This window comes from Chitinophaga sp. (genome assembly GCF_035538455.1).
GTDB lineage: Bacteria > Bacteroidota > Bacteroidia > Chitinophagales > Chitinophagaceae > Chitinophaga.
Window position 1 is genome coordinate 1 of the sequence record NZ_DATLKJ010000034.1, and the last position, 15,293, is coordinate 15,293.

Genomic DNA, 15,293 nt, shown 5'->3' on the forward strand with positions numbered 1-15,293 from the left:
AATTAACCGATATTTATCGAAGCTTATTAAAACACACCATTAATGCCCTGAAAAGTTTAGAGTGGTACATCATTATCTCAGTAAAATAGTATTTGCTGCAGGATGGCTGTACTGGTTGTTTTTTTTGTTAAGCCTCACAACTCTGGTTACAGTTTTTTTTCTGCGGGAAAGAAAAATAAGGAGAGCTTCGGCGAAAGAAATAACCAAACACCATGCGCAGGTTAACCTGGAGATTCATGCCTTCCAGGCGCATATGGACCCGCATTTCATTTTTAACAGCCTTAATGCTATCCATTACTATATTCTTTCCACCAGCACGGATATGGCCTCGCTGTATCTCACCAGGTTTTCACGGCTGATGCGCCTTATGATAGGTAATTTCAATAAAGAGTGGGTATCACTCCAGGATGACCTGGAAGCACTGGCATTGTATATAGAATTGGAGCAACTTCGCTTCGAAGGCCGCTTTACCTACAACGTGCTTATTTCGCCTGAAGTAGATCAGCAGTCCACTTTTGTGCCTCCCCTTATTATTCAGCCATATGTACAATATGCCATCTGGAATCAGCTGCTGCAACGTCCACAGAAGTCAGGCGGCTTTCTGCAGATTCTGATCGGTAAAGAAGATGAGCGGTTGTTGATCTGTCTGGAAGACAATGGAAACCCTGGTTTGGAAATGCTTGATGCCACTGGTGAAAGGCAGGCAGCCGGAATAGATATAGCCGCTGAGCGGCTGTATATGATGAGTGAAAAGTACCATATGCAGGCGGGAATACAGACAAAACAACTGCTTAACGAGCAGGGGTATGCAAGCGGTAATCAGCTGGTAATTAGCATGCGGCCTGTTATGTTACGGCAGTCGATGGCCGGTTAGAGCCTTTTGATATAGGCGCAGCTGATCCATCCTGTTTTGCCATCAGCCAGCGCTATTTTGCAGTAGTCTTTTGTAGCATCGGATACATGTACCTTCATTCCTTCCTGCACTTCAAATGAATCCCTGCTGTTGTCATCGGGCGCTGTTTTGGTTCTGATGTTACTGTGCATCACGATACCTGTGCTGTGATCGTTAGCTGCGAAGTAAGTACTGATGGAGAAGATCAGATATAATACGAAGAGCGTACCCAGTGTATAGTTACCCCAGCGCAGGAATTTGTTTTTCCATCCTGGCAGGAAAGTGTTGAGCAACACACCTGCTGTAAGCAGCCAGAAAAGTAGTATAGCTCCTGTTGCCCATCCATTAGGGGAATGTAGCAGCGAAAGCTGTTGCCACCATTGCTGGAAAAATACAAGCGGCAGTTCTTCTACGTAGCCGTTTACTTTCTGATTGGCCAGTTCCAGGTTATGTTTTATGACAGCATCGTTGGGCGCCAGCTGTAAAGCTTTTTCATAGCTGTAGATGGCACTGCCATTTTTCCCGGCCTTGTAGTAGGCATTGCCGGCATTGAAGTAAAGCATTTTCTGCGTATAGCCTTCATCCATCAATTCCTGGTAGGCAGCGGCGGCTTCGGTGAACTTATTTTGCTGGTAAAGGTTATTAGCCGCATCGAAACGCTGTTGCGGGATAAGGGCCTGTGCCTGCGTGGCCTGGCCAGCTATCAGTCCCGCAAAAAGGGATATGATGAAGAAAAATGGTTTTATATTTTTTGTGTTCAGCATCTTGCCTGTTCTTAGATAATTAGTTCTTCAGCGCATCTTCCAGGTTTGTGATGATATTCACCGCCTGTGTATAGGTGCCCTGCATCTTGTTATTATTATGGCTGGGTGCGTACAGGGCCATCTCGCAGTTGTCTATGAGTTCAAAGAGATCGCTGGTATTGCTGCCATTGATCTGGCGTGCTGACAGCTTCTCCTGCACCAGTTGCTTGCTGAGATCTGCAAAAGGTATTTTCAGCTTGTGACTCAGGTAGCCCCATACTGCGCGGGAGGTTTCTTCGTAGAAGGATTTGTCTTTACCTTCTTTCAGGTAACGGGCAGCCAGTTCCAGTCTCTTCAACGCTACTTTGTTGGCGTAGCGATGTTTGAGCAGGGCAGCATTGGTAATATTGTAATCCTGTTTGCGCTTGTAGAGGATTAGTCCTCCTGCTATGAGCAGCGGTAACAGCAGCAGTATGTAGAACCAGGCGCTGGTGATAAGCCAGCCTTGCTTCTTTGACCATTTGTGCAGACCGGTGTCAATCTTCACCAGTTCGTTTTTACCTACACTGAAATCGTGTTTATCTTCTTTTATACGTTTACCCTGTGTGATATTAATAACAAAAGGTTCGGAGCGGAGTGTCTTATAACTGTTGGCTGACGGGTCAAAGTAAGAGAACTCAACGGCCGGAATGGTATGTTGTCCTGCTTCCTGCGGCATGAGTACATACTCAAACTGGCGGCTGCCGGTGAGCGGGTTGCTGTTTTTCTCTATATCGTCTGTTGTTTTCGGATCATATTTTTCAAAGCCGGTAGGCACTTCCACTTTGGGCGAGTTGAGCAGGTTTACATTGCCTTGTCCGCTGATGGTAACCTTAAGCGTCAGCGCATCATCTGTGCTGAGCTTGGTTTTATCAACGGTAGCTGTCATGTTGAAATGACCTACAGCGCCGTTAAAGCTGGCCGGTTTTCCTTCAGCGGGTAACGGTTTCACATTCACTTTGATGGGTGTGCTCTGGATTTTATAAGGCACATCTTCATATTCCACTTCCGGTCTGTTAAAGAAATCGTCGAAGAAAGGATCTTTAAAAGCCGGGTCATTGAAGAAATCATCAAACTGATCTTTGGCTTTGGATTGCTTTCCACTGACGAGTTTCACCAGCCTTACCTCATTGTTTACTTCCACCGGGTCGAGATCAAGTGTTCCTGACTGCAGGGGGAAGAGGAGTGTTTTGCGGATGGTGAATACTTTGAAAGGAATGCCATTTATACGTTCTTCTGTGGCCTGTGGCGGATTAGGTAGTTCAATATCTTTCGCTGAGAAGCCTTTGAAAGCGGGTACTTTGGTAACGCTGGAATTGGTGGGGAGGCGTGTGTAGAGTTTGTAGGTAACGGTAAGCTGATCTCCTTCATAGAGATCTGTTTTATCTACATCCACCTTCAGGAAGATATTTTTCTTCAGTTTTGCGTTGATGTCCTCTCCTTTTCTGAGCACGCCTTCAGGAAGCTCTTCGCCTCCGGAGCTGCGGTCGCGGTGTCCCACGGGGGGCGGCGTTGCCTGTGGCGCCTGTGCCTGGGCGTTGCCTTTTCTCACCTCAATCAGTACCGGGTTGGATTTAACCAGGCTCCCGTTTACACGCGCCTGTGCGCCAGGTATGGTGAAATTGCCCACACGCTTGGGTTGCAGTACATAGCTAAGTGCAATATATTCTGATCGCTTTCCATTGAAAATGGATTGCCCCTGCATCTGGGAGGGGCCCTGGAGCACTTCAAAATCTTTGAAGCTTGGTGGGGTAAAGCTGGCAATGTTTACACCATTTTCCAACATAAACTGAATCTGGAAAGGTTCGTCCTGCGACACGGTATTGCTGCTCACGCTGGTAGTGAAGCGGAATTCCTGGGCTTGTGCGCAGGCCACTACTCCCAAACAGCATAGAATAGAGAGAATACACTTCCTTATAGTAAATCTGTCCTTCATAATTTATGTAAACAAATTTAACCAAACCCGCCACGGGTGCGGTATATAGACCAGTTAAAACTTAGTTAAAACATAGAGGGATTTTGTTATTTATTGCATCCTACTGCATTAGGGAGTGAGAATATTAAAAATAACAAAATGTTAAAAAGGGTTATATGTCACCTTTAATAGGTCTCAGCAGGATTTCTTCTATCACCGTTTGTTTGGCCAGGGTATAGGAAGACCAGATAACACTGGCAATATCTTCCGGGGGCATCATCCTGTCGGGAGGGCCATCAAACCCATCCCAGGACGGTGTGAGTGTAGGTCCGGGACTTACGGCTGTGACACGAATGTTATAGGACTGCAGTTCTTCTCTCAGATTTTTGTTGAAACCCAGCAGCGCATACTTGGTGATGCTGTAGGAACCGCCGTTGGGATAGGCCTTGTAGCTGGCTGTGGAGCACATGTTGAAGATATGCCCGCTCTGTTGAGCAATCATCAGCGGGAGCAGCTCACGGGTAAGATGATATGCGCTGTATACGTTTACGGCCATCAACTGTTCAAGTAGCCCGTCGGGTTCCTGGTGTATTGCGCCGGGAATGAAGATACCGGCATTATTTACCAGGATGTCTACCGTTGTGAAGGCGGTTTTTACCTTTTCTGCAAATGCCAGTACCTGTGCTTTATCACCCATATCCACTGATTCGGCGATCACAGTGGCAGCTGGATTTTTTGCCTGTATGACTGATTTTGCTGCCGCCAGTGTATCCGGATTCCTGGCGCAGATGATTACGTTAAAACCCTCCTGTACCAATCGCTCTGCAATAGCCTTTCCGATGCCTTTACTGGCGCCTGTTATAACTGCGTTCATAGTGTCGTTGCTTGAAATGGTAAAATAGTGAATTTAGTTGAATCGCAGCTCCCGCCTGTGTATCTGAACGGTATTTTGTAACTTTGCGGCGTCATGAAATACAAACATCTTTTCTTTGACCTGGACCATACGCTCTGGGATTTTGAGACCAACGAACGGGAAACTTTACAGGAGCTGTATGACATGCATTCCCTTGAAAGCCGTGGTGTAACTTCGTTTGAGGCTTTTCATGCTTCTTACACAATACACAATGAAAATCTGTGGGACCGTTTCCGTAAAGGTTTAATTACACGTAACGACCTTCGTGACAAGCGATTTCGCCTCTGCCTGCTGGACTTCAAAATAGGTGATGAAACACTGGTGCAACAACTTACTTTCCAGTTTCTGGATATTCTGCCTGGAAAGAAAGCACTCTTCCCTGAAACAAAAGAAACGCTTGATTATCTTGCTGCCAGGGAATATCCTATGCACATGATAACTAACGGCTTCGAGGAAACGCAGTTGCTGAAAATGAAGAATTCGGGAATCGATCATTACTTCACACATATCATTACTTCTGAACTGGCGGGCAGCCTGAAACCTTATCCGGAGATTTTTGAATTTGCGATGGCTAAAGCCGGTACTACTGCGTCAGAAAGTATTATGGTGGGAGATGCGATGGAGCTGGATATCAAAGGCGCTCACAATGTAGGGATGGACCAGGTATACTTTAACCCTGCTAATCCGCCCGGGGACTTTACACCTACTTATACCATCAGGCACTTGCGTGAACTGAGGGCGATTTTATAAAGATTTCAGCCTTCCACTTCAGAAAGCGGAAGGCTGAAAATTTATGCTTTCTTCCTAGCAGCCGCCATTCTCAGGCGTGCGGCACTCCCCGGTTGTGTGCAGCAGCTCTTTCCTTTTGCAGTGGTTTTGCAGTCAGCAGCGCATTCTTTTTTAGCAGACGATTTTTCTGTTTTTTCAGCGGTTGCCTTACCCTTGGTTTTATCCTGAGCGATAGCCACTCCTGCTATCAGTAAAAATGCTGTAATACCAGTGAGAACTTTTTTCATGCTGCTGATTTTATTTTCAGGAAGATATTAAATTTTAGCGATAACGGTCAGACCGCCTTTTACTACCTGTTCCAGCTGAACGGCCACTTCTGTACCGATCGGCAGGTAGAGGTCTACACGGGAGCCGAACTTAATGAATCCCATTTCTTCATTCTGATTTACCTGCATGCCCGGTTTGAGGTAGTTCACAATTCTACGGGCGAGTGCGCCGGCGATTTGTCTTACCAGGATGTCTGTTTTGCCGTTGCCAATTACCACAGAGTGTCTTTCATTTTCTGTGGATGATTTGGGATGCCATGCCACCAGGTATTTACCGGGATGGTATTGGGACAGTTTCACGTTTCCGCTGATGGGATTTCTGTTCACATGAACATTGGCAGGGCTCATGAAGATCGATACCTGCAAGCGTTTATCTTTAAAATATTCCGGTTCATACACTTCTTCTATTACCACTACTTTACCATCACAGGGAGATATTACCAGCGGATCGCCGGCAGTGAATTTCCTGGCAGGTATCCTGAAGAAGGATACGATGAACAGGAAGAAAATAATGGATATGATCAGTACGGTCCAATCAAGGGCTGGCAGGTTACCAAACCAGTAGAATACGGCGCCGTTGATACAGGCCAGCACCAGGAATACAAGAGAAATGGTCGCAAATCCTTCACGATGGATCTTCATTGTTTTCTTTATTAGTTAAGTTGTTATATAAATTCCTGTTACCAGGAATGGTTAAGATATAATGCGAAGGTACTTCAATTCAAAAATTTGAAAATATGAATTTCTGTTATCCCATCATAAAGAAGTGAACATATATCCAGGCGAAGGGAGCAGCCAGCAGCATGGAGTCAAAACGGTCGAGGAATCCGCCGTGGCCTGGCATGATGCGTCCGGAGTCCTTAACACCGGCCATGCGCTTGAGTTTGGATTCCAGCAGATCGCCGATGGTGCCGAAGATAGCCGCTATGCCGGCCAGTACCAGCCAATGTTGCAGTGCCAGGTACTCCCGTCCCCAGAACCAGCCATACACGCCGGCGGCAGCCACTGCGAGGATCATGCCTCCTACGGAACCTTCCATCGTTTTTTTAGGGGAGATGGATGGAAAGAACGGTGTCCGGCCGATAAGCGAGCCTACAATATAGGCCATGGTGTCATTGATCCAGATGAAAATGATCAGCAATAAAGGGATTAGCCAGCCCGGAGCAGTGCCTATGTCGGCGGCGGTGTAATGAATATCAGGTGCATTCAGGCGGATATGTATCAGCAGGCTGAAAGGGATGGTCACATATAATAGCCCCAGGGCAGAGTAACCAATGTTCTTTAAAGAAAAATCCTTGCTCAGTAATATTTCTCCCAATGGCATCACCAGCAAAAATATGACTGCCACCCACCAGCCGATGAATCCGGCCACTATGCTACCTATGGCGAAGTTATTACCTGTAAAGGCAAGCATAATCCCGCAGGCGGCTACCATAATCCCCCACTTATGCAGCGCCGGGATGGCCGCATAATCGGTGTCAATCAGCCTCATAAGCTTATAAAATTCCTGCAGGGCAAAGAACCCTACCAGGAAAAAGAGCAGGAAGAAGGTAAAGGGATTCCATAAGATGCCGCCCAGCATTACTGCTACAAATACCAGTGCAGACGCAGTGCGGGTAAAGAATGTCTTCATTATGCGTAGTTCTGTTGATTAGTTCTGACACGCAAAAGTGTACAAAATTACCCGATAGAGCAAATCAGTCTGCCTGGGGAGTATCTCCTTCAGGATGATTGTTATGGAGCTGAACCAGGTCGCGTGCGGTTTTTTCTTCGGACTCATGCACATATAATTCTGCCTGTCCGGGAAGCGCAATAGTGTAGGAAGATGACTGTCTGTTGAGCAATACCGCATTGATTCCATGTTCAAGCAACATCCCTTTTACGATCTCTGCTTCAAAAACAAGATCGGTTGAAAATATTTTAACCCAGTCTTTTTCCATAATACAAGCTTTTGTCCTCCGGTAAATTACTAATTTTCATCCATTCCGATGGAATTCGCGTCTGTACCTGAATCCGGCCTGTCTAACCGGTCAGTCATATCCACATCATCCGATTTCTTTTTGAGCGCCCATAGCAAACCAACGGTAACGGCTGCGCTCAATAGTCCGATGTACCATTCCACAGGTGTATCCTTTGTCGGATCTGTTTTCGTCATGCCATGCTGGAAGAGATACATCATCACTACCTGCATGCCGTTGTTGAGAATGTGAGCAAAGATGCTCAGCCACAGATTGCCACTGATAACATAGATAGCACCCAGCACAAAACCTAGTATTACCCTGGCCATAAAGCCCAGTATTTCGCCATGCATGGCGCTGAAGATAACTGCCGTAATGAATACACCCAGCCATACTTTGCGGGTGCTCTTAATGATAAGCCGTTGTAATACACCCCTGAAGAACAGCTCTTCAGCTATAGCTGGCACAATGCCCACCAGAAACAGGTTCACGAAAAGGTCCTGCAGCCTGGGCATACTCAGCATCATCTTTATAACCCTTTCGGCAGCAGCCTGCATCTGGCGTGCCTCTTGCGGTACCGGCCAGGTTTGGTTCCATTCGTTCAACAATCCTGCTGCCCATAATACACTGTATATCGCCATCAGCGACAACACGATCTGCCAGCCACGGGGACCTGGCTTCACACCCAGGTACTCAACAGGATAAGGCTGCCAGAGATAGCAGAACAGGGCTGCCGGGATGAAGTAAGTAACAATGCTATAAAAGAGCTGTATTATTTTCAGATAGCCGATAAGGTTAGGGTCTGTAAGGTCGCCGCTTTGCAGTTCAGCCAGAGAATGGCCCGTCAATGGCCCAATGATAGCCTGAAGGCCAAACAGGTAAAGGAATGTGAATCCAAAGAAAAATCCAAGAAAAGTAACGAACTGTAAAAACAGGGGCGACTGTTTCAGATAACCGGTCATAAAGAAATACTGTATTAAATTTGCGTAAATTTACATTGCGAATTTCAGTTTGCAGAAAAATAGCAGATTTCTGGAAATGCACGTATCGCTTGTAAATTTTGTTAATAAAGAGATAGTAGCTGCAAATCTCCCGCTGTAAAAAGGAATAATAAATAATACATTTAAATAATATCTATAACCGCTGCTGCTATCGTATATAGTTTATGGTGAAGATAGGAAATATTGAGTTGGGGGAATTTCCCTTATTGTTGGCGCCTATGGAGGATGTAAGTGACCCTCCTTTCCGTGCGGTATGTAAAGACAATGGAGCCGATCTGATGTATACAGAGTTTATATCTTCGGAGGGGCTTATCCGTGATGCCATTAAGAGCCGTCAGAAGCTGGACATTTTTGATTATGAACGTCCGGTAGGAATCCAGATTTTCGGTGGAGATGAAGAGCCGCTGGCCATGGCTGCGCAAATTGTAGAAGCCACTAACCCGGATCTGCTGGACATCAACTTCGGCTGCCCGGTGAAGAAAGTAGCCTGTAAAGGCGCAGGAGCAGGCATCCTCAAGGATGTACCTAAAATGGTGAAGCTCACTGCTGCCGTAGTGAAGGCAACCAAACTACCCGTGACAGTCAAAACACGCCTGGGTTGGGATGATGAAACCAAGAACATCGAAGAAGTGGCAGAAAGACTGCAGGACGTTGGCATCAAGGCGTTGACCATTCATGGCCGCACCCGCACACAGATGTATAAAGGCAGTGCAGACTGGACATTGATCGGAAAAGTAAAGAATAATCCTCGCATACAAATTCCTATCTTTGGTAACGGTGACATATGTACGCCGGAACAAGCTATCGCAGCAAGACAGAAATACGGTGTAGATGGAGTAATGATAGGACGCGCCGCTATCGGCTATCCCTGGATTTTCAGAGAGATCAAGCATTTTATGAAGACGGGCGAACATTTACCGCCTCCAACTGTTTTGGAAAGAGTAGAAGTATGCAGAAAACACCTTCATAAATCTGTAGCATGGAAAGGAGATATAGTAGGCATCCTTGAAATGCGCCGCCATTATACAAATTACCTCAAAGGCTTGCCACATGTAAAGGAATTCAGGCAACAATTAGTAACTTACAAGACACTAGCAGAGATAGAAGAAGTTCTGAACGCAATTGTATCACACTATAAAGATCATATATTCGAAAGGATGACTCCCCAGTTAGCTGAACATAATTACCTACCAGCTAATAATGAAATGGCTGGTTGTAACGTCTACGGATAAACGGACAAGCCCCCAAAGAAAACAAAAAAATAAAATTACTTTCACATGACCACAATTAAAAATCTGAAAAATGAAGTCTGGAAAGACTTACAGATTAAAAACAAATCTGCCCTGCGTAAAAAGTACGCTGTTTCCAACATGGGGAGAGTGATCAGTTATCATGAAAGTACGGAAGATGGTAAGCTCCTCACGGGTTCTACCGTGGAAGGCTATACGGTTTTAAACGTAAAGCCTGCCGACAGCTACCAGTCACTTTACCTGCACCGCGAAGTGGCCAAGCTCTTCAACAAAAGAGCAGGCCGTGGCCACAGGTATGTGATCCACATCGATTACGATAAAAAAAATAACAAAGCCACCAATCTCAAATGGGCTACCAAGGAGGAAATGGAAGAGCATCAGCAGAACAGCCCCGCTAAGCTGGCTTACAAAGAAAAACAGCGTAACCGGATAAAGGGTCTGAAGCTGAATGTCAGCAAGGTGAAAAATATCAAACGTCTGCTCTCCAAGCCTGGTAAGAAAACCATGAAGCAGATTGCTGAACAGTTTGAAATCAGCGAAATGCAGCTATACCGCATTAAAAGTGGTGAGAACTGGGCGCATGTAACAGTGGATTAAAGCCTGGTTTGCCAGGAATGATCATATATGATGTTGTCTGACTATGGCCATACAGCAGGTATGGCCATAGTTATTTACTTCGTGTTAATTACAGCTCTGCCCTCTCCATCTCCTGCAATACCTTCCGGTAGTGCGCACTTTCCTTCAACACTGGCTCATATCCCATCAATATTACCTGTTTTCGTGCGCGCGATAACGTTACCAGCAGTTTTCTGTCTACCTCAATCTCCTCTTCTTCCCATTTAAACCGGCCCAGACTCTGCAATGTATGCACCTGTGCGGCATGATATACCGCCAGTGACACAATGATAATGTCGTTTTCGGACCCCTGGAAACGTTCTACCGTGTCGATATTAATGTCTGCCTGTTGCAGCTCATGGTCAGCGGCAATCAGTTCTCTGATCAGGCTGATTTGTGTGCGCCAGGGGGTTACTACTCCGACTGTATCCTGACAGAAGTTAGTGCCATAGCGGGATTTCAGGTGCTGTAGCAATGAAAACACCCTTGATGCTTCGGTGGTATTCATCTTAGATGTTGGCTCATAGGGACTGGGTACAAATACCTTTCTACCCAATGCCAGCACCCGCTCCCAGCCTGTTTCCGTAGTCCTCCTTGTGACCTCAAAGGCAGCCCGCTGCAAAGCTTTTCCGGATGCCAGCTGTCCAGCGTAGTAATGGTTAACAAGACCTGCAATATTATCATGCATACGGAAATGCGTATTGAGCATCCCCCATGCATGTGGCCAGGAGCTGGTTTTGCAGTGTTGCATCAGTCGTTCAAATACTGAGCGGCGCAGATCGGTGATGCCCGCCTCCTGCAACAGAGGCTCTTCCACCCTGCAGAAGTGTGGCTCCTGTGCCACTACGGGAGGTAGTTGATTCTGATCACCGATAAGGATAAACTTTCTGAAAGGCATCAGTAGTCCTAACAACTGTGGCTCTGTAAGCTGTGAGGCCTCATCGGCAATCAGCGTATCTGCCGGGATCCCCATCATCAGCAGTAGTTCCAGCCGGGATGCCATCGTGGCTACAGTGGCCACAAATACCCGATGCCCGGTGATATACTCCCTGGCTTCATCCAGGGCGCCGCCCAGGCAGTATTGTTTGAGGCGTTGCGCAGCTGTTGAATTGCGGCCACCAAGACGCATATGTGGAATTTCGCGTGCTTCCAGTTTGGTGCATATTTCCTCTACCGCTTTGTTGGTGAACGCAACGATGATCACATGCCTTTTCTGGTTTATCATTTCCCCTACAATGGTGGTAAGCAGCGAGGATGTTTTGCCTGTGCCAGGTGGGCCCTGTAACAGGTAATAGTCTTCGGCCTCAAGCGCTTCTCTTACAATCTGTTCCTGGTTACTGTTGAACATGGCGGGCACAGGATGTTGTAATGGCCGTCTGCGTGGTGTTTCAAGGCCGAGTAACATATTGCTGCGCTGCCGGTAATGGGGCGACAGTATATAAAAAAGCGTTGCTGCCGCTGACCAATAATTGGATTCGTAAATATCGTGTTCAATGATCCATTCATCATACTGGCTGAAGAAGTCCAGCGTCATCTGTTTGTTGTTGAGCGAAAAAACGAGGCTATCTCTTCCCAGGTCATCAATTCTGCCTTTCAGGAGCTGTTGTTGCAGTGGCTGCAGTTCATTTCCTGTGCGGGGATATATGATAGCGGTATCGCCTATACGAAAGTTGTGACTGACGGAAACGGCTATGTTAAAATAAACAGTGCTGTTGTTCTGATCAAATTCACGGAACTGTAACCCTGTGATTATATTGAAGCGGGATGCTTTTTCTTTCTCCTGCTGTAGCCATAGTGCGGAGAATCCATCTGCATCATCTTCGCGGTTTACTTCCGAAAACATACCGCACTTTGCCTGCAGGTATTCCCGGAGCACAAATCCCAGGAACTGCTCATAGTAGGCTTTATTTATGACCGGTGCGCTACCCCAGGCATTTTCAAATGAAATGAAATGCGCTGCACTGAATGGGGGAAGCCCGGTGGCAGCTCCACAGGTGATGGTTGAGAGTATCCCGTATTCTCCACAGGCGAGACGAAGCAACATGGCTACCACTTCGTTGCGGAGCAGCAGCAGTTCATTTTCACTGTAATGCGTACTGCTTACGTTTCTCAGCGGATTGGACTGTGCGGCAGAATAGAGGATCGCGGAGCTGCCTTTGCGGTGTTGCCCGAAAGCTGAGCGCAGTAGGAGGTTATAGCCTACTACTTGCATCTCATGGTTCTTCCAGGTGTTGAAGTCGGGAGCCTTGCCGCTTTTCAGTTCGAAAATCTCTTTACGCAGCGTATCGGTGTCATCTTCTGCCATAATATCCAGGCGGCCCTGCAAGCCGTACCGGGAAGAGAAGAATGCCGGCTCAATGCGTACGGGTTTCCCCTTCAGCTCTGACACTGTGCTATGGAGATTATGCCAGTGTTGTTGCCTGATGTCGCGGTACATCTCATTAATTTTCTCGCGGCCATATGCAGCGGCCTGCAAAACGTTTTCTGCCACAGCTTCCACGAAGGAAGTTTTGAAGTCTATTTCGTTGTTGCGAAGCATCTCGTCGAGCAGCGCATTTACGAGGTTTCCCTTGAAGGCTGCCGGTGATGTTTGCTGCGGAGTCAGTTTTTTAATGAGATACAGTAGCTTATTGGCTCCTTTGTGCGTGAAGCATTCCGCCAGATCACTGATGTCGATCAGCAGATCTGGTTCCAGTATCAGCAGACTTTCCGGAGTAGTTACATATGTTTGTTCTGTATCGCCCAGCCGGCAGTAATGTACCAGCACAGTGTCGTATGGGCGTAACAGTGAGTGCAACGCGGCAATGGTGGCAGCCGGGAGGTTATCGAGCAACAGGTGGAAATCGCCCTGCTCATCATTTTTTACATCCAGCAGAAATGCTTGCTTTCCTTCGGCTGTAAGCATAAGTGGACCTACCGTTGTGATCATGCACTTTAGCAGTACAAGATCTGATGGCCTGTGTTGATAAGCGAAAGAGAGGATGTCATTGCCACAGGTCCCGAACAATGCCAGCAATGTATCCGGGACTGGTTGCTGGTAAGCCCAGGATGTTGCGGTAGCCAATGCTTTCAGGCAGAGAAGATCCATATTTTCCTGCCAACGCTGCAAACCACGTACAGGCTTTGCCGTTAGTATGCGCAGGGCAGTGAGTTGCCGGCGTATATCGGCAGGTACCGGATGTTTATCGAAATAGAATTGCATGCGTGCAAACAGGTTCCCGAATGACCTGGACTCTGTTTGGGTAAGCTCACGGAAAAGGTTTTCCAGTATCAGCTTATAATGACGGATTTTTTCTTCCGGGGTTAATAAATTATGCGTTTCCTTTATCCTGGCGAAAAACGCAGCTGCTTTATATGGTGCCTGCATAGCCGCAAGTTAAGAAAATCACTGGCTTGTATCAATGGCGCAATTGTTATACCTTCCGTATGATTTATATTGAAAAAGCATTTTTATGTCTGCCAGAAAAATAGCCATTATAGGAGGAGGAAACCTGGGATCAGCCATCGCCCAGGGGCTGCTGAAGAGCGGGTTTTCGCAGCCTTCAGATATTACAGTAACCAAACGAAACATCAGTACGCTGACAACGTTAAAAGAAGCAGGCGTGCAGGTGGAAACAGATAATGCCAAGGCGATCAGCCAGGCTGACGTGATAGTAGTGGCACTGAAGCCCTACAATGTGAGAGATGTGCTGCAGGAGCTGAAAGGCGCCTTTAATCCTGCGAGGCAGGTACTTATCAGCGTTGTAACGGGTGTAAGCATAGATGACCTGGAGCATATTGTACCGGGCATTGCCATTGTGCGCGCCATGCCCAATACTGCCATTGCCATACAGGAATCGGTGACATGTGTCTGCCACAGAAACGCCACAGAGGAGCAGGTAGGTTACGTAAAAACCATGTTTGACCAGTTAGGAGCTACCGTCAGTATTGATGAAAAACTGATGGATGCAGCCACTGTATTGGGGGCCTGCGGTATTGCGTATGCCTTGCGTTTTATCCGCGCAAACATACAGGGGGGGATCGAAATCGGTTTTGATGTGCGTACTGCCAGCCTGATTGCGGCACAGACCGTAAAGGGCGCAGCGGAACTACTGATCCGTGAAAACCGGCATCCGGAAGAAGAGATAGATAAGGTTACCACTCCTAAAGGCTGTACGATAGCTGGTTTGAACGAGATGGAACATCAGGGGTTCAGTTCATCACTGATAAAGGGGATTACTGTGTCGTATAATAAAATTGTGAAAGGTTAATTGTTGCGCGGATAGTCAAAAAACAGGAACTTCTTTTTGGCAAGGTCAAAATCTTTCCAGCAGTCAGTGTCGGCCTGAATGGCAAAGATCCCGGTAGTGGGAACGTTATCGATTCTGATGTCTTCTGTGAGATAGTTGGCAAAGTCTGTGATACCGGGGTTATGGGCGAAGATAGCCACTGCATTGAAGTCATCGTCGATCTTAGTGATGACCTTCAGGAAGGTGGCTGCATAACAGAGGTATAGCTCCTCTTCCAGCAGGATAGCCTGTTTCGGATACTTCCACTCCCCAGCCATGATCTTCGCGGTGGTTCGGGTGCGTTTGGCAGGACTGGCAATGATCAATTCCGGTACCATTCCCCGCATAATAAGTCGCTTGGCCATCTCCGGAGCGTTCTGCTTCCCGCGCTTGTTCAGCGGACGGTCAAAGTCATCCATATCCGGATCGGTCCAGCTTGATTTTGCATGACGGATTAATAATAATGTTTTCATGGGCTGAAAACGGAAAGTTTGGGATACTAAAAATACTGATTTTAATAGGAAGTTAACTCGTTCACCTTATTATGTCAGGGGGGCGAGGGTTATTTAAGACAAAATTAACATGGAAAGGGTTAACGCTTAGTTATTTAATGATTTAGTCATCTCGCGATTTATATATTTTTT

Annotated in this window: 15 protein-coding genes; 5 read left to right on the forward strand and 10 right to left on the reverse strand. The window is 46.8% G+C overall.

Annotated features, from left to right (window positions below; genetic code table 11):
• Positions 1-61 precede the first annotated feature (61 nt).
• Positions 62-874 carry a sensor histidine kinase gene (locus VM802_RS03480; RefSeq protein ID WP_325528012.1) on the forward strand — a complete coding sequence of 271 codons (813 nt, stop codon included), beginning with the start codon at positions 62-64 and terminating at the stop codon, positions 872-874.
• On the opposite strand, the gene VM802_RS03485 is transcribed toward VM802_RS03480, so the two are convergent.
• From VM802_RS03485 to VM802_RS03495, 3 genes are all read right to left on the reverse strand, one after another.
• A complete protein-coding gene (locus tag VM802_RS03485; RefSeq protein ID WP_325528014.1) occupies positions 871-1,656 on the reverse strand; it encodes a tetratricopeptide repeat protein in 786 nt (261 codons plus the stop codon). The two genes, VM802_RS03480 and VM802_RS03485, sit on opposite strands and share 4 nt — an antisense overlap.
• Before the next feature lie 19 nt (positions 1,657-1,675).
• Positions 1,676-3,610: an aerotolerance protein BatD gene (gene batD, locus VM802_RS03490; RefSeq protein ID WP_325528016.1), complete on the reverse strand. Its 1,935-nt coding sequence runs from the start codon at positions 3,608-3,610 to the stop codon at positions 1,676-1,678.
• A gap of 151 nt (positions 3,611-3,761) precedes the next feature.
• Positions 3,762-4,463, reverse strand: coding sequence for an SDR family oxidoreductase (locus tag VM802_RS03495; RefSeq protein ID WP_325528018.1), 702 nt, complete (start codon positions 4,461-4,463; stop codon positions 3,762-3,764).
• 93 nt (positions 4,464-4,556) lie between these two features.
• On the opposite strand from VM802_RS03495, the gene VM802_RS03500 reads away from it, so the two are divergent.
• Positions 4,557-5,252 carry a YjjG family noncanonical pyrimidine nucleotidase gene (locus VM802_RS03500; protein ID WP_325528020.1) on the forward strand — a complete coding sequence of 232 codons (696 nt, stop codon included), beginning with the start codon at positions 4,557-4,559 and terminating at the stop codon, positions 5,250-5,252.
• 41 nt (positions 5,253-5,293) lie between these two features.
• On the opposite strand, the gene VM802_RS03505 is transcribed toward VM802_RS03500, so the two are convergent.
• The 5 genes from VM802_RS03505 to VM802_RS03525 all read right to left on the reverse strand — a co-directional run bounded on the left by VM802_RS03505 (position 5,294) and on the right by VM802_RS03525 (position 8,477).
• Positions 5,294-5,518 (reverse strand): hypothetical protein, encoded by a 225-nt coding sequence (locus VM802_RS03505; RefSeq protein ID WP_325528022.1) that lies wholly within the window; start codon positions 5,516-5,518, stop codon positions 5,294-5,296.
• Between the two features lie 27 nt (positions 5,519-5,545).
• Entirely contained in the window at positions 5,546-6,199 is a 654-nt protein-coding gene (locus VM802_RS03510) for a phosphatidylserine decarboxylase family protein (RefSeq protein ID WP_325528024.1), read from the reverse strand.
• Positions 6,200-6,305: 106 nt separating this feature from the next.
• On the reverse strand, positions 6,306-7,190 hold the full coding sequence (locus tag VM802_RS03515) for a phosphatidate cytidylyltransferase (protein ID WP_325528026.1): 885 nt from the start codon (positions 7,188-7,190) through the stop codon (positions 6,306-6,308).
• Positions 7,191-7,254: 64 nt separating this feature from the next.
• Positions 7,255-7,497 carry a putative signal transducing protein gene (locus tag VM802_RS03520; RefSeq protein ID WP_325528028.1) on the reverse strand — a complete coding sequence of 81 codons (243 nt, stop codon included), beginning with the start codon at positions 7,495-7,497 and terminating at the stop codon, positions 7,255-7,257.
• A 29-nt stretch (positions 7,498-7,526) separates the two neighbouring features.
• A complete protein-coding gene (locus tag VM802_RS03525) occupies positions 7,527-8,477 on the reverse strand; it encodes a CPBP family intramembrane glutamic endopeptidase (RefSeq protein WP_325528030.1) in 951 nt (316 codons plus the stop codon).
• 203 nt (positions 8,478-8,680) lie between these two features.
• On the opposite strand from VM802_RS03525, the gene dusB reads away from it, so the two are divergent.
• Positions 8,681-9,748 (forward strand): tRNA dihydrouridine synthase DusB, encoded by a 1,068-nt coding sequence (dusB, locus tag VM802_RS03530; protein ID WP_325528032.1) that lies wholly within the window; start codon positions 8,681-8,683, stop codon positions 9,746-9,748.
• Between the two features lie 45 nt (positions 9,749-9,793).
• Positions 9,794-10,363, forward strand: coding sequence for an NUMOD4 domain-containing protein (locus tag VM802_RS03535; RefSeq protein WP_325528034.1), 570 nt, complete (start codon positions 9,794-9,796; stop codon positions 10,361-10,363).
• A gap of 88 nt (positions 10,364-10,451) precedes the next feature.
• Here VM802_RS03535 and VM802_RS03540 read toward each other — a convergent pair whose 3' ends face one another.
• The gene (locus tag VM802_RS03540) at positions 10,452-13,748 is read right to left on the reverse strand and encodes an AAA domain-containing protein (protein ID WP_325528036.1); all 3,297 of its coding nucleotides are present in this window, start codon (positions 13,746-13,748) and stop codon (positions 10,452-10,454) included.
• Between the two features lie 85 nt (positions 13,749-13,833).
• Here VM802_RS03540 and proC point away from each other — a divergent pair, with 85 nt between their 5' ends.
• Entirely contained in the window at positions 13,834-14,631 is a 798-nt protein-coding gene (gene proC, locus VM802_RS03545; protein ID WP_325528038.1) for a pyrroline-5-carboxylate reductase, read from the forward strand.
• Here proC and VM802_RS03550 read toward each other — a convergent pair.
• The gene (locus tag VM802_RS03550) at positions 14,628-15,122 is read right to left on the reverse strand and encodes a SixA phosphatase family protein (RefSeq protein WP_325528040.1); all 495 of its coding nucleotides are present in this window, start codon (positions 15,120-15,122) and stop codon (positions 14,628-14,630) included. The genes proC and VM802_RS03550 overlap by 4 nt on opposite strands.
• Between the last annotated feature and the right edge of the window lie 171 nt (positions 15,123-15,293).

What these genes read in the sequence shown, in the direction of transcription:
- VM802_RS03485 (WP_325528014.1), bottom strand. Translation starts at nt 1,656, where the DNA reads ATGCTGAACACAAAAAATATAAAACCATTTTTCTTCATCATATCCCTT.
- batD (WP_325528016.1), bottom strand. Translation starts at nt 3,610, where the DNA reads ATGAAGGACAGATTTACTATAAGGAAGTGTATTCTCTCTATTCTATGC.
- VM802_RS03495 (WP_325528018.1), bottom strand. Translation starts at nt 4,463, where the DNA reads ATGAACGCAGTTATAACAGGCGCCAGTAAAGGCATCGGAAAGGCTATT.
- VM802_RS03500 (WP_325528020.1), top strand. Translation starts at nt 4,557, where the DNA reads ATGAAATACAAACATCTTTTCTTTGACCTGGACCATACGCTCTGGGAT.
- VM802_RS03505 (WP_325528022.1), bottom strand. Translation starts at nt 5,518, where the DNA reads ATGAAAAAAGTTCTCACTGGTATTACAGCATTTTTACTGATAGCAGGA.
- VM802_RS03510 (WP_325528024.1), bottom strand. Translation starts at nt 6,199, where the DNA reads ATGAAGATCCATCGTGAAGGATTTGCGACCATTTCTCTTGTATTCCTG.
- VM802_RS03515 (WP_325528026.1), bottom strand. Translation starts at nt 7,190, where the DNA reads ATGAAGACATTCTTTACCCGCACTGCGTCTGCACTGGTATTTGTAGCA.
- VM802_RS03520 (WP_325528028.1), bottom strand. Translation starts at nt 7,497, where the DNA reads ATGGAAAAAGACTGGGTTAAAATATTTTCAACCGATCTTGTTTTTGAA.
- VM802_RS03525 (WP_325528030.1), bottom strand. Translation starts at nt 8,477, where the DNA reads ATGACCGGTTATCTGAAACAGTCGCCCCTGTTTTTACAGTTCGTTACT.
- dusB (WP_325528032.1), top strand. Translation starts at nt 8,681, where the DNA reads ATGGTGAAGATAGGAAATATTGAGTTGGGGGAATTTCCCTTATTGTTG.
- VM802_RS03535 (WP_325528034.1), top strand. Translation starts at nt 9,794, where the DNA reads ATGACCACAATTAAAAATCTGAAAAATGAAGTCTGGAAAGACTTACAG.
- VM802_RS03540 (WP_325528036.1), bottom strand. Translation starts at nt 13,748, where the DNA reads ATGCAGGCACCATATAAAGCAGCTGCGTTTTTCGCCAGGATAAAGGAA.
- proC (WP_325528038.1), top strand. Translation starts at nt 13,834, where the DNA reads ATGTCTGCCAGAAAAATAGCCATTATAGGAGGAGGAAACCTGGGATCA.
- VM802_RS03550 (WP_325528040.1), bottom strand. Translation starts at nt 15,122, where the DNA reads ATGAAAACATTATTATTAATCCGTCATGCAAAATCAAGCTGGACCGAT.